A 13,201-nucleotide genomic window follows, 5' to 3' on the forward strand; every position below is an offset into this window, starting at 1 on the left:
CCGCCGTAGGCTTGGGGACGTGACGGTACGTGTGCGATTCGCCCCCTCCCCGACCGGTATGTTCCACGTCGGCGGCGCCCGCTCGGCGCTGCAGAACTGGATCTACGCCAAGCAGCAGGGCGGGGTGTTCGTGCTGCGCATCGAGGACACCGACGCCGCGCGCAACAAGCCCGAATGGACCGAGGGGATCCTCTCGGCGCTGGACTGGATCGGCATCGCCCGGGGCAGCTACGAGGGCCCGTACTTCCAGTCGACGAATGCCGGCGAGCACCGCGCCGCCGCCCAGCGGCTCCACGAAGCCGGCCGGGCGTACTACTGCGACTGCACCCGGGAGGCCGTCCAGGCCCGCACCGGCTCGCAGTACCAGGGCTACGACGGCTTCTGCCGGGACCGGGGCCTGGAGCCGGGCGAGGGGCGCGCGCTGCGCTTCCGTACCCCCGACGAGGGCGAGACCGTGGTGGTCGACCTGATCCGCGGCGAGCCGACCTTCGAGAACAAGCTGATCGAGGACTTCGTCATCGCCCGCGGTGACGGCTCGCCGGTCTTCCTGCTGGCCAACGTGGTCGACGACATGACCATGGGGATCACCCACGTGATCCGGGCCGAGGAGCACCTGCCGAACACCCCGAAGCAGCAGCTCCTCTGGGACGCGCTGGGGGTCAAGCCGCCGGTCTGGGCGCACGTTCCGGTGGTGGTCAACGAGAAGCGGCAGAAGCTGTCCAAGCGGCGCGACAAGGTGGCCCTGGAGGCGTACCGGGACGAGGGCTACCTCGCCGACGCGATGCGTAACTACCTGATGCTGCTCGGCTGGGCGCCGTCCGGCGACCGGGAGATCGTGCCCTGGTCGGTCATCGAGGAGGAGTTCCGGCTGGAGGAGGTCAACCCCTCCCCCGCGTTCTTCGACGAGAAGAAGCTGCGCGCCTTCAACGGCGAGTACATCCGGGCGCTGCCGGTCGACGAGTTCGTCGCCGCCTGCCAGCCCTGGCTCACCGGCACCGACACCATCCCGCCGCCGCCGTGGCAGCCGGAGGAGTTCGACGCCGCGGCGTTCGCGGCGGTCGCCCCGCTGGCGCAGACCCGGATCGCGGTGCTCAGCGAGATCGTGCCGAACGTCGACTTCCTCTTCCTGGCCGACCCGCTGATCGACGAGGGCGCCTGGGTCAAGGCGATGAAGGAGGGCGCCGCCGAGCTGCTCGACGCGGCGATCGCCGGGTACGAGGGGCTGGGCTCCTGGAACGCGGAGACGCTGAAGTCGACGCTGGAGGCGGTGGGCGCCGAGCGCGGCCTGAAGCTGGGCAAGGCGCAGGCCCCGGTCCGGGTCGCGGTCACCGGCCGCACCGTCGGGCTGCCGCTGTTCGAGTCGCTGGAGGTACTCTGCCGCGAGCGCACCCTGGCCCGCCTCCGCGCTGCCCGGCTCCGCCTGATCTGACGCACCGCCGGGCCCTCCGCCGTCAGGGGCGGGGGGACCGGCGGCGCAGGAACAGGGTGGCGAGCGCGGCGAGCGCCACCAGGGCGCCGACGGCCCAGAGCCAGCCACGACCGCCCCCGTCGGCCGCGTCGTCGGCGGCCGGCACGGCCTGGGCCGGCGGGGTGGATCCGACCGTGGTCGGGGCGGCGGACGGCGTGGTGGGGGTGGACGGCGTCGCGGTGGGCGGCTGGGCAGCCGTGCCGGTGGTCAGGGTGAACCGCACCTCCCCCTGCACCGGGTGGCCGTCGCTGGACGCCAACTGGTAGCCGACGATGTACAGGCCGGCCTTCCCGGCCCTGAACGGCACGCTGACCCGGCTGCCGGAGAAGCTCGGCGCGCCCCCGGCGGCCGGCACGTTGTCCGGTCCGACCACTGTGATCTTCGTCGTTTCCGGCTGCGGCCGGGCCAGGAAGCGCAACTCGATCCGCTCCGGCGCCGCCGCCACCCGGGCCCCGTCGGCCGGGTTGCTGCCGGTCAACGAGTTGTGCGCGAACGCCGGCGTGGCCGGCAGCAACGAAACACCCAGCGCCACGCCGACAAGCGCTGGAAACGTGTACGCCGCACGTGCGACCCTGCCCCCCATGGGACCCTCCGCGAAGGTACGATCCGCGCGCTGATCACGCGGCTGCCCATTAGTCGGCCCGGGATCCCAGATAGTTCCAAAGACAGTTCCCACAGCTGCAACCGAACGACGTTCCGCGGAGTCTCTGAGGTGATGGCCCGGCCTGCCGGCACGGTCACCGACGTCGACCACCCGACGCGTGGCCCGCAGCACAGCCATCCATCGAACGGGGCGAGGAGGCGGCGATGGTCACAAGGGTGAGGCGACTGCTCGTCACGGTTGCGGCGGTTGTGCTGGCGCTGACCGTCGGGACAGCGACGGCGGCACAGGCGCACCGGGTCCCGCCGAAGCCGGCGCCACCGGCCGGCGTGGACATCACCGGCGACGGGCTGACCGAGCCGCTGCGACTGCGGGCCGACACCCAGCCCGCGTACGTGCTGGCGGTGCTCGACCAGGTCAACTGGTTCGGCCGCACCGGTTCCCGCACCGGGCCGGCGCCGGCGAACCTCGGTCCGAAGTACACGGTGGTGGTGCTCTCCGGCGACGTGCCGAAGCAGACCTTCGACCTCTACCCGCTGGCCAAGGGCGGGCCGCGGGTCTACCGGCCGGCGAAGCAGCCCGACCGGCGCAAGACCAACGCCGGGTGGTTCCTGGGCCGGCTCACCATGTCCGAGACGCTGCGTACCGCCGGGGTGCCGCTGGAGCGGCAGTTCGACACGCTCAGCGGCGGAATCGGCGGCGGCGAGCGGGTCATCCCGGAGGACTCCCTCAACCCGGGCAAGGACATCGGGGCCGCCTTCGGCGAACTCCAGCGGCTGCTGCTGCTCAACGCCGGCGTGATGCTGGTGATCACCTGCGGGTTGGCCGGGATCGCGCTGCTGATCCGCCGCCGTACCCGCTGATCCCCTCCCCGGTGGTCAGCACCAGCGGTGCGGCGGCCGCTCCCGGCGCTGCGGCCGGCGGCTGGGGCGGACCGGGCCGTGCCGGTGCGCCCCGGCCCAGCCGGCCAGGTCGCTGCGGCAGCTACGGGGGGCGGAGTGGTCGGGCTCGGCGGCGTGCGGAGGCGGGCCCGGCTCGACGCCGCCCGGCACGGCGGTCTCGGCGTCGCGCTGCCGGGGCAGCGACACCTCCTCGTCGGCCCACTCGGGCGCCCAGCAGACCTGGTCGATCGGCACGGGCAGCGCGACCAGCCGACGGTGCGGCCGGACGGCCCCCGACTGGTCGTGGTGGCCCGGCCGGCAGGGCTCGCCCTGGGCGCAGCCGTGATCGGCCTCCCCGTGCGCCATCCCGGTCTCTCCTCACGCTCGCCTCGCGCGCCGGGAGGACGCCCCGGCAGCAGTGCCACGGTACTGGCCGGCACCGACGGCGCATACAGCCGCACCCCCGGGTCGCCGCCGCCCTCCGACCGGCGAGATCGTCATCGCTGCGCGGGGCGAGGCCGGTAGGCCGACGTGGATGACCTGCGCAAAACGTGTCAGGCTGGTCCGGTGAGCGAGCCGGGCGGTACCGAGCTGTCGGCCACCCTGCGCCGGATCGAGCGGGCGGCGGGGGCGTTGGCGACGGCCAGCGTGGCCCGGATGGACGAGACGCTGCCCTGGTTCCGGGAGCTGCCGGCCGACCAGCGCTCCTGGGTCATGCTCGTGGCGCAGGCGGGTGCCCGGTCGCTGGTGCAGTGGCTCCGGGAGGGCGGGGGCACCGCCGACAGCACCCAGGAGGTCTCCGACGAGGTCTTCGCCACCGCCCCGCAGGCCCTCGCCCGCTCGATCAGCCTCCAGCAGACCGTGGCCCTGATCAAGGTGACCATCGACGTGGTCGAGGAGCAGGTGTCGCACCTGGCCGTGCCGGGCGAGGAGCAGCAGCTCCGCGAGGCGGTGCTGCGCTTCTCCCGCGAGATCGCCTTCGCCGCCGCCCGGGTCTACGCCCGGGCCGCCGAGTCGCGCGGCTCGTGGGACGCCCGGCTCCAGGCGTTGCTGGTCGACGCGCTGCTGCGCGGCGACTCCCCGGACGTGCTGGCCAGCCGGGCCGCCGCGCTGGGCTGGCCGGACGCGCCGCCGGTGGCGGTCGCGGTGGGCCGCTCCCCGGGCGGCGAGGTGGCCGCCGTGCTGCACACCGTCTACCGGCAGGCCCGCCGGATCGGCGTGGAGGTGATCGGCGGCGTGCACGGCGACCGGCTGGTCATCGTGCTCGGCGGCGCGGCGGACCCGCTGGCCGCCACCGAGAAGCTGCTCACCGCGTTCGGCGAGGGACCGGTGGTGGTCGGGCCGGCCGTGCCCAGCCTGGACGAGGCGACCGAGTCGGCGCGGGCCGCGCTGGCCGGCTACCGCGCCGCGCCGGCCTGGCCCACCGCGCCGCGCCCGGTGCCGGCGGCGGACCTGCTGCCCGAGCGGGCCCTCGCCGGGGACGCCGAGGCCCGCCGGCGGCTGCGCCACGACGTGTACGCCACACTGGCCCGCGCCGGTGGGGAGCTGCTGGAGACCCTGGACGCCTTCTTCGCAGCCGGCGGGACGCTGGAGAGCGCCGCCCGGGCGCTCTTCGTGCACCCGAACACGGTCCGTTACCGGCTGCGCCGGATCTCCGAGGTGACCGGCTTCTCGCCGCTGTCGCCGCGGGACGCGTTCGCCCTCCAGGTGGCGCTGACTGTGGGTCGGCTGGACCCGGTCGTCCCGGCCGTCGCAGCGGTCCCGACCCAGACATTGGGCCCAGCCGTCAGGAAAACATCACAGACAGGTGATGATCCTCGCCGATCTTTGTAGGATCCCTCCAAAGGTTCTAGTGCGGTTTGGTCGGGGGCGGCACAGCGCTACCCATTGGTATCCGGGAGAGTCATAGACGTGCTCGCCGTACTCTCGCCCGGCCAGGGTTCCCAGAAACCCGGCTTCCTGACTCCCTGGCTCGACCTTCCCGGCACCGAGGCGCGACTGCGCTGGTGGTCGGCGCTCGCCGGGGTCGACCTGGTGCACCTCGGCACGAAGGCCGACGCCGACGAGATCAAGGACACCGCGCGCACCCAGCCGCTGCTGGTCGCCGCCGCCCTGCTCGCCGCCGAGCACCTCCCGATGTACGACGTCGGTCTCACCGCCGGGCACAGCGTCGGCGAGTTGGGCGCCGCCGCGCTCGCCGGGGTGCTCCCCGCCGAGGCGGCGATCACCCTCGCCGGGGTACGCGGCCGGGAGATGGCCGCCGCCTGCGCGCTGGAGCCCACCGGGATGGCCGCCGTGCTCGGCGGCGACCCGGACGAGGTGCTCGCCGCGCTGGCCGCCCACGGGCTGCACCCGGCCAACCGCAACGGCGCCGGCCAGATCGTCGCCGCCGGCGCGCTGGACGCGCTGGACAAGCTCGCCGCCGAGCCGCCGGCGAAGACCCGGATCATCCGGCTCCAGGTGGCCGGGGCGTTCCACACCCCGTACATGGCGCCCGCCGAGGCCGCTCTGGCCGGCGTGGCCGCCGGGATCACCCCCACCGACCCGGCCCGTATCCTCGTCTCCAACCTGGACGGGTCGGCGGTCAACCACGGCCGGGAGATCCTCCAGCGGCTGGTCCGCCAGGTCACCGCGCCGGTGCGCTGGGACCTGTGCATGCGTACCCTGGCCGACCTCGGGGTCACCGGCGTGATCGAGCTGCCGCCGGCCGGCACCCTGGCCGGCCTGGTCAAGCGGGAGCTCAAGGGCGCCGGCGCGCCGGAGATCGTCACCCTGAACACTCCTGACGACCTGCCCGCCGCGCGGGACCTGATCGCCCGGCACAGCGGCCTGCGCGGCCACGAGCCGGTGATCCAGTTCCGGGTGGTGGTCTCCCCCGCCGCCGGCACCTTCGCTCCGACCGAGGAGCTCACCGAGGGCGCCGACCTGCGCGCCGGCCAGGTGATCGGGCACGTCGCCACCCGCCAGGGGCCGGTCGAGGTGACCGCGCACGACAGCGGGCTGCTCACCGAGTGGCTCGCCCACCACGACGACCCGGTCGCGCCGGGCCAACCGCTCGCCCGCATCGGAGGACAGCACTGATGGCCGGTTCCCGGATCGTGTCCATGGGGCACTACCAGCCGTCCCGGGTGGTGACCAACGACGACATCGCCCAGTTGGTCGACACCAACGACGAGTGGATCAGGGACCGGGTCGGCATCGTCACCCGGCGGATCGCCGGCGACGAGACGGTGGCCGACATGGCGGCGGCCGCCGCCGACAAGGCCCTGGCCAACTCCGGCCTCACCGCCGCCGACATCGACCTGGTCGTGGTGGCCACCTGCACCTCGGTCGACCGCAGCCCCAACGTGGCCTGCCGGGTCGCCGCGAAGCTCGGCATCACCGCGCCGGGCGCGTACGACCTCAACACCGCCTGCTCGGGCTTCGCCTACGCGCTGGGCACCGTGGACCACGCCATCCGGGCCGGCGCGTCGCGCAACGCGATCGTCATCGGCGCGGAGAAGCTCTCCGACTTCACCGACTGGACCGACCGCTCCACCTGCATCATCTTCGGCGACGGCGCCGGGGCGGCGGTGGTCACCGCGACCGCCGACGACGAGCCGGCCGGGGTGGGTCCGGTGGTCTGGGGTTCGGTGCCGGAGAAGAGCGACGCGGTCCGGATCGAGGGCTGGCGGCCGTACATCCAGCAGGAGGGGCAGTCGGTCTTCCGCTGGGCCACCACCGCGCTGGCGCCGCTGGCCCTGCAGGCCTGCGAACGGGCCGGGGTCGCCCCGTCCGAGCTGGCCGCGTTCGTGCCGCACCAGGCCAACGCCCGGATCATCGACGGCATCGTCAAGCGGCTCAACATCCCGAACGCGATCATCGCCAAGGACATCGTCGAGTCCGGCAACACTTCCGCGGCGAGCGTCCCGCTCGCCCTGTCCAAGCTGGTGGAGCGGCGGGAGGTGCCCTCGGGCGCCCCGGTCCTGCTCTTCGGCTTCGGCGGCGGCCTGACCTACGCCGGTCAGGTCATCCGCTGCCCGTGAACCCGGCGCGTCCCGCGCCGTCCCGCCGACCGGCGGGAAAACCCCCTATGAGAGGAACCAACCGCAATGACCCGTGACGAGATCACCGCCGGCCTCGCCGAGATCCTCGAAGAGGTTGCCGGGGTGAACCCGGACGACGTGGCCGAGGGGAAGTCCTTCACCGACGACCTGGACGTCGACTCGCTCTCCATGGTGGAGGTCGTGGTCGCCGCCGAGGAGAAGTTCGGCGTCAAGATCCCGGACAACGAGGTGCAGAACCTGAAGACCGTCGGGGACGCCGTCAGCTTCATCGAGGCGCAGTCCTGATATGAGTCGCCCCGACGTCGTCGTCACCGGGCTCGGCGCGACCACCCCGCTGGGCGGGGACGTCGCGTCGACCTGGGACGCCATGCTCGCCGGCCGCTCCGGGGTGACTGCCCTCACCCAGGAGTGGGCCGAGCAACTGCCGGTCCGGATCGCCGCCCCGCTGGCGGTGGATCCGGCCGGGCTGATCGACCGCGTGAAGCTGCGCCGGTTGGACCGCTCCGAGGCGATCGCGATCATCGCGGCGCAGCAGGCCTGGGCGGACGCCGGCCTGGCCGACTCCGGGCTCGACCCGGAGCGGTTGGGCGTCAGCGTCGGCTCCGGCATCGGCGGCGCGCTGACCCTGCTCGCCCAGGACGACATCCTGGAGGCGTCCGGTCCGCGCCGGGTGTCCCCGCACACCATCCCGATGCTGATGCCGAACGGCCCGGCCGCCTGGGTCGGGCTGGAGCTGGGCGCCAAGGCCGGCGTGCACTCGGTGGCCAGCGCCTGTGCCACCGGCGCGGAGGCCATCGCGCTGGGCCTGGACATGATCCGCGCCGGCCGGGCCGACGTGGTGGTGGCCGGCGGCACCGAGGCGGTCATCCACCCGCTGCCGATCGCCGGCTTCGCGTCGATGCGGGCCATGTCGACCCGCAACGACGAGCCGGAGCGGGCCTCCCGCCCGTGGGACAAGGGCCGGGACGGCTTCGTGCTCGGCGAGGGCGCCGGGGTGATCGTGCTGGAGAGCGCCGAGCACGCCGCCGCCCGCGGCGCCCGGGTGTACGCGCGCCTCGCCGGCGCGGGGATCACCTCCGACGCGTACGACATCGTGCAGCCGCACGCCGAGGGTGCGGGCGCCATTCGGGCGATCGCGAAGGCCATCGCCGACGCGGACGTGGCGAAGACCGACATCACCCACGTCAACGCGCACGCCACCTCCACCCCGGTCGGCGACATGCTGGAGATCGGCGCGCTGCACAAGGCGCTCGGTGACCACCCGGTGCTGTCGGCGACCAAGTCGATGACCGGTCACCTGCTCGGCGCGGCCGGGGCGCTGGAGTCGATCGCCACCATCCTGGCCATCCGCGACGGTGTCGTCCCTCCGACGATCAACCTGGATGACCCGGACGATGGTCTGAGCCTGGAGGTGGCCGCCCACAAGGCGCGCCACATGGAGATCCCCGCCGCGTTGAACAACGCGTTCGGCTTCGGCGGTCACAACGTGGCTCTCGTCTTCACGCGTGCCTGACACCACAGCCTTGGAGGCTCAAGTGACAGCGACCGCCGTCAGCGCGGGCAGCTCGACAGTCGATTACCGGGATCCCGAGGTCCGGCTCCGGGCCCTGTTCGACGCGGGTTCCCTGCGTCTGCTGGCGCCGCGGGACACCTCCGGCGTGCTCTGGGCGCGGGGCGAGATCGACGGCACGCCGGCGATCGCGTACGCCACCGACGCCACGAGGATGGGCGGCGCGATGGGCACCGACGGGTGCCGGCACGTCGTCGACGCGATCGACACCGCCGTTCGGGAGCGGGTGCCGGTGCTCGGCCTCTGGCATTCCGGCGGGGCTCGGCTGGCCGAGGGCGTGGTCGCGCTCGACGCCGTCGGGCAGGTCTTCGCCGCCATGGTCCGGGCCTCCGGCCGGGTGCCGCAGATCTCCGTGGTCCTCGGCCCGGCGGCCGGTGGCGCGGCGTACGGGCCGGCGCTGACCGACATCGTGGTGATGAGCGGCGCCGGGCGGATCTTCGTGACCGGGCCCGAGGTGGTCCGCAGCGTCACCGGCGAGCAGGTCGACATGGAGCGCCTCGGCGGGCCCGAGCCGCACGGCCGGCGCTCCGGCGTGGTGCACGTGACCTGCGCGGACGACGAGACGGCGATGACCGAGTCGCGCAAGCTCGCCGCGCTGCTGGGCCGCCAGGGCCGGCTCTGTCCGGACGACGTGCCGACCGGTGTGGCCGACGGCCACGACCTGACCGCGAAGATGCCCGTCGAGACCAACCGGGCCTACGACGTGAAGCCGGTGGTCAAGGCGCTGCTCGACGCGCCGGGCGTGGAGCTGCACGCGAAGTGGGCGCCGAACGTGGTCACCACGCTCGGCCGGTTCGCCGGCCGGACGGTCGGCGTGATCGCCAACAACCCGCTGCGGCTGGGTGGCTGCCTCGACGCGTCCAGCGCCGAGAAGGCGGCCCGGTTCGTGCGGATGTGCGACTCGCTCGGGGTGCCGCTGATCGTGCTGGTCGACGTCCCCGGCTACCTGCCCGGCCTGGGCCAGGAGTGGGACGGCGTGGTCCGGCGCGGAGCGAAGCTGCTGCACGCGTTCGCCGAGGCGGTGGTGCCGCGGGTGACCCTGGTGACCCGCAAGGCGTACGGCGGCGCGTACATCGCGATGAACTCCCGCTCGCTCGGCGCCACCGCGGTGTTCGCCTGGCCGAACGCGGAGGTCGCGGTGATGGGTGCCAGCGCCGCGGTCAACATCCTGCACCGCAAGAAGCTCGCCGCCGCGCCGGCGGAGCAGCGGGAGACGCTGCGGGCGCAGCTGATCGAGGAGCAGACCCGGGTCGCCGGCGGGGTGAACCGGGCGCTGGAGATCGGCGTGGTGGACGACGTGATCAAGCCGGGGGAGACCCGGCGCCGGATCGCCGAGGCGCTCGCCGCGGCCCCGGCCGCCCGGGGCGCACACGGCAACATCCCGCTGTAGGCAGGTCGATGTGGTCAGGGCCCGCCGCTCGGTGAGCGCGGGCCCTGGCCGTGTCTCGGCCCCGGTCGCGCCGCCGGTGGCGCGACCGGGTTCCTCCGAACGGCCGCACAGCCGCCGAACCGCTAGGGTGAGGGCCGTCGACAGCCCGCCCGAGGAGTACGCCGTGGAAGCGACCGAGATCCGCAAACTCGCCGCGCTCGAGGACACCCACTGGTGGTACCGCGAGCGGCGCGCGCTGCTCGTACGGTCGCTGGACCGGCTGGCCGCCGGCGGGGTGCGTCCCTCGGAGGCGCTGGACATCGGCGCGGCCGGCGGCGGCAACACCCGGGTACTGCGCGCGCACGGCTGGCGACCGCTGGCGCTGGAATACAGCGTGGAGGGCGCCGGCGTGGCCCGCGAACGCGGGCTGGACGTGATCAGGGGCGACGCGCGGCGGCTACCCGTCCGGTCGGCCCGGCTGGGCCTGGTGGTCGCCTTCGACATCCTCGAGCACTTCGACGAGGACTACCTCGCCGCCGCGGAGATCCGCCGCACCCTGCGCCCGGGCGGCACGGCGCTGATCGCCGTCCCCGCCGACATGGCGCTCTGGTCGGCGCACGACGTCGCGGTGGGGCACGTCCGCCGCTACGACCGGGAGTCGCTGCGCGCGGTGATCGAGAAGGCCGGCCTGGTGGTGGACGAACTGTGGAGCTGGAACGTGCTGCTCCGCCCGGTGGCCGCCTGGCGGCGCCGCCACTCCTCCGGCAGCGACCTGGACGACCTCAACCCGGTGGTCAACCTGGGACTGCGGACGATCGTCACCGCCGAGCGGTACCTGCCGGTGCGGTCGCTGCCCGGCGTCACGCTGATGCTGCGGGCCCACCGCCCGGCGGAGTGACCCGGCGCCGGCCCGGTCAGCGGAGCCGGTAGACCGCCATCCGGGAGTTGGCGTAGCGCAGGTCGGCCAGCGCGGCCAGCTCCGGCGCCTCCGGCTCCTCCTGCCGGTCGACGACCAGCCAGCGCACCCCGTACCGGTCGCGCAGCTCGGCCAAGCCGTCGGCGGTCGGGGCGGCGAACGCGGCATCGTTGGCGCGCAGCCGCGCCTGGTCCCAGAACGGGGCGTACGGGCCGCCGGGCAGGCCGACCATCCGGGGCGCGAACGCCCACCCCTCCACCAGCACCGACCGCTGGCTGTACCCGCTGAGCCAGAACGAGCGGGCGTCGCACCAGCCGCTGACCACCGCGCGGCAGTGCACGTTGGTGGCGACCACGTCGTCCGGGGCGCTGTGCGCGTACACCCAGCGGGCGGCCTGCACCCGGGAGGCCGGCATCCGCTCCACCGGGTACGCCCCGCCGTTCGGGTACTGCCGGGCCGCCGCCGCGTCCAGCACCAACCCGGGGGCGCCGGCGACCAGCACCGCGGTGAGCAGCACCGCGCCGCCCCGGCCGGACAGCCCGGGCCAGCGGCCGACCAGCCCGGGCCAGAGCAGCGCCACCAGCAGGATCAGTACCAGCAGCGCCGCGGCCCAGCAGAGCAGCGGCAACACCGGGGCGTACGGCCGGCCGGGCGGCACGGTGGTCGGAAAGCGCAACTGGTACCCGGTCAGCAGCAGCGCGAAGGCGGCGGCGCCCGCGCCGAGCAGCGCCCCGGCGCGGCGGGTCAGCGCCGCCCGGTCGAGCAGCTCGACGTACCCCCACGCGGACAGCAGCACCCCGAAGGCGAACCCGGACCGGGTGAAGTACTGGTTGCTGCTGCCGGGGTGCCCGACCAGCAGGTAGATCGCCGGGCCGGCGAGCGCCCCGCCGAGCAGGAACACCTGCACCGGCTCCAGCCGCCACCGGCGCAGCCGGAGCAGCGCCAGCACGCCGGCGAGCCGGAGCTCAAGGTTGAGCAGGAAGGCGACGGCCACACCGGTCCAGAGCAGCGCGCCCACCCCGGCCCAGTGCCCCTCGCCCACGTACGGACGCAGCCCGGACAGCGGGTCCACGGTCACCCCGTGACTCTCGAACGCGAACAGCACGGCGGTGGCGAAGACCTGCGCCGCCACGGCCAGACCCGCGGCGACGAACACCGCCCGGGGCAACCGCCGCCGGGTCACCAGGGTGACCGCGGCGGTGAGGGCCAGCGCGGCCAGCACCACCGGCACCGAGCTGGCCTTGGCCCCGGTGGCGGCGGCGAGCAGGACCGCCGCGAGCACCCAGGCGCCCCGGCCGACCGGCGGCACCGTCGTGCCCCGGGCCCGCCCGACGATCTCCGCGAGCACGGCGATCAGCGGCAGCAGCAGCACCCAGCTGTACGTCATCGAGGGGCTGCCCCAGACGATGAAGGTGGCCTGGGTGCCGAAGAGCTGCCGGACGCCGTTCTCGTAGCCGAACTCGCCCACGGTGAACATCAGCGCGGCGGCGATCACCCCGGCGTACGGCCGGCCGGTTACCCGCCAGCCCACCACGGCGACCAGGACCGCGGCGAGCGCGCAGAGCGCCGGCACCCCGAGCCGGAAGAAGACCGTGGGCAGGTCCACGCCGCTGACCAGGCTGGCCGCCGCCAGGTGGGCGAAGCCGAACCAGTGGTAGTGCAGCGGCTCGCCGGCGACCTGCGGCACGTCCAGCGGCGCCTGGTGGGTGGCCGCGCCGGCCAGCGAGAGCTGGAACGCCAGGTCGATGTACTGGGCCTGCCCCTCGTCGGTGGGCAGGACCGGGTTGACCCGCAGGAACGAGTGGTACAGGTAGAGGGTGAAGCCGGCCACCACCGCGGCGAGCGACCAGGACCAGCCGGCGGGCACCGGGACCAGGTCACGGGGGCGCCAGTGCCGACGCAGCCGGGGCAGCGCGGCGAACGGCACCAGCACGGCCAGCGGCCAGAGCCACAGCCGGTCGGGCGCCCCGGCGGCGGTGAACACCGCCCAGCCGGCCAGCTCCAGCACCAGCCCGACGGCGGCGCCCATCGCCAGGTCCTCGACCAGGGTGTGCGGGTGCCGGCGCAGCGCCCGCCAGACCAGCGTGCCGGGCAGCACCACGGCCAGCCCGGCGTACGCGGTGTAGCGGAGCAGGTCGACCGGGGAGGTACCGGCCGCGAGCAGCACGACCGCGATCACCGCGTACCCGGCCAGGGCGGGGGCGAGCCGGAGCGCGGCCGGGCGGCGCGGGACGGCGGTCGACGGGGCGGCGTCCCCGGTGGCGAGCGCGGTCACCGTGGGCGGCCGGCCGGCGTGGGTCCCGTCACGGTGCTCGTCTCTCCCGTCGTCGGCTGGCGGACGGTCGCACGC

General features: G+C 74.5%; 12 protein-coding genes. 9 read left to right on the plus strand and 3 right to left on the minus strand.

Annotation, left to right across the window (positions count from 1 at the left end):
- Nucleotides 1–19: 19 nt before the first annotated feature.
- On the plus strand, nt 20–1,429 hold the full coding sequence (gene gltX, locus AC5RWQ_RS11830; protein WP_494282784.1) for a glutamate--tRNA ligase: 1,410 nt from the start codon (nt 20–22) through the stop codon (nt 1,427–1,429).
- Nucleotides 1,430–1,451: 22 nt separating this feature from the next.
- On the opposite strand, the gene AC5RWQ_RS11835 is transcribed toward gltX, so the two are convergent.
- Nucleotides 1,452–2,000, minus strand: coding sequence for a copper resistance CopC family protein (locus AC5RWQ_RS11835; RefSeq protein ID WP_494282785.1), 549 nt, complete (start codon nt 1,998–2,000; stop codon nt 1,452–1,454).
- 275 nt (nt 2,001–2,275) lie between these two features.
- On the opposite strand from AC5RWQ_RS11835, the gene AC5RWQ_RS11840 reads away from it, so the two are divergent.
- Nucleotides 2,276–2,932, plus strand: coding sequence for a hypothetical protein (locus AC5RWQ_RS11840; protein WP_494282786.1), 657 nt, complete (start codon nt 2,276–2,278; stop codon nt 2,930–2,932).
- 15 nt (nt 2,933–2,947) lie between these two features.
- On the opposite strand, the gene AC5RWQ_RS11845 is transcribed toward AC5RWQ_RS11840, so the two are convergent.
- Nucleotides 2,948–3,316: a hypothetical protein gene (locus AC5RWQ_RS11845; RefSeq protein ID WP_494282787.1), complete on the minus strand. Its 369-nt coding sequence runs from the start codon at nt 3,314–3,316 to the stop codon at nt 2,948–2,950.
- Nucleotides 3,317–3,481: 165 nt separating this feature from the next.
- Between AC5RWQ_RS11845 and AC5RWQ_RS11850 the strand changes: the two genes are divergently transcribed.
- The 7 genes from AC5RWQ_RS11850 to AC5RWQ_RS11880 all read left to right on the plus strand — a co-directional run bounded on the left by AC5RWQ_RS11850 (nt 3,482) and on the right by AC5RWQ_RS11880 (nt 10,833).
- Nucleotides 3,482–4,783: a PucR family transcriptional regulator gene (locus AC5RWQ_RS11850; protein ID WP_494282788.1), complete on the plus strand. Its 1,302-nt coding sequence runs from the start codon at nt 3,482–3,484 to the stop codon at nt 4,781–4,783.
- Nucleotides 4,784–4,861: 78 nt separating this feature from the next.
- Nucleotides 4,862–6,031 (plus strand): acyltransferase domain-containing protein, encoded by a 1,170-nt coding sequence (locus AC5RWQ_RS11855; protein ID WP_494282789.1) that lies wholly within the window; start codon nt 4,862–4,864, stop codon nt 6,029–6,031.
- Nucleotides 6,031–6,975, plus strand: a complete 945-nt coding sequence (locus tag AC5RWQ_RS11860; RefSeq protein WP_494282790.1) for a beta-ketoacyl-ACP synthase III — start codon at nt 6,031–6,033, stop codon at nt 6,973–6,975. Before AC5RWQ_RS11855 ends, AC5RWQ_RS11860 begins: the two co-directional genes overlap by 1 nt.
- Nucleotides 6,976–7,041: 66 nt before the next feature.
- Nucleotides 7,042–7,281, plus strand: a complete 240-nt coding sequence (locus AC5RWQ_RS11865; protein ID WP_334485728.1) for an acyl carrier protein — start codon at nt 7,042–7,044, stop codon at nt 7,279–7,281.
- Nucleotide 7,282: 1 nt separating this feature from the next.
- Nucleotides 7,283–8,509, plus strand: coding sequence for a beta-ketoacyl-ACP synthase II (fabF, locus tag AC5RWQ_RS11870; RefSeq protein ID WP_494282791.1), 1,227 nt, complete (start codon nt 7,283–7,285; stop codon nt 8,507–8,509).
- A gap of 22 nt (nt 8,510–8,531) precedes the next feature.
- Complete coding sequence (locus AC5RWQ_RS11875; RefSeq protein ID WP_494282792.1) at nt 8,532–9,956, plus strand: acyl-CoA carboxylase subunit beta; 1,425 nt, start codon at nt 8,532–8,534, stop codon at nt 9,954–9,956.
- A gap of 163 nt (nt 9,957–10,119) precedes the next feature.
- A complete protein-coding gene (locus AC5RWQ_RS11880; RefSeq protein ID WP_494282793.1) occupies nt 10,120–10,833 on the plus strand; it encodes a class I SAM-dependent methyltransferase in 714 nt (237 codons plus the stop codon).
- Nucleotides 10,834–10,849: 16 nt separating this feature from the next.
- Here AC5RWQ_RS11880 and AC5RWQ_RS11885 read toward each other — a convergent pair whose 3' ends face one another.
- Nucleotides 10,850–13,126 carry a hypothetical protein gene (locus AC5RWQ_RS11885; RefSeq protein WP_494282794.1) on the minus strand — a complete coding sequence of 759 codons (2,277 nt, stop codon included), beginning with the start codon at nt 13,124–13,126 and terminating at the stop codon, nt 10,850–10,852.
- Between the last annotated feature and the right edge of the window lie 75 nt (nt 13,127–13,201).

It is taken from the genome of Micromonospora sp. BS32 (assembly GCF_059089345.1).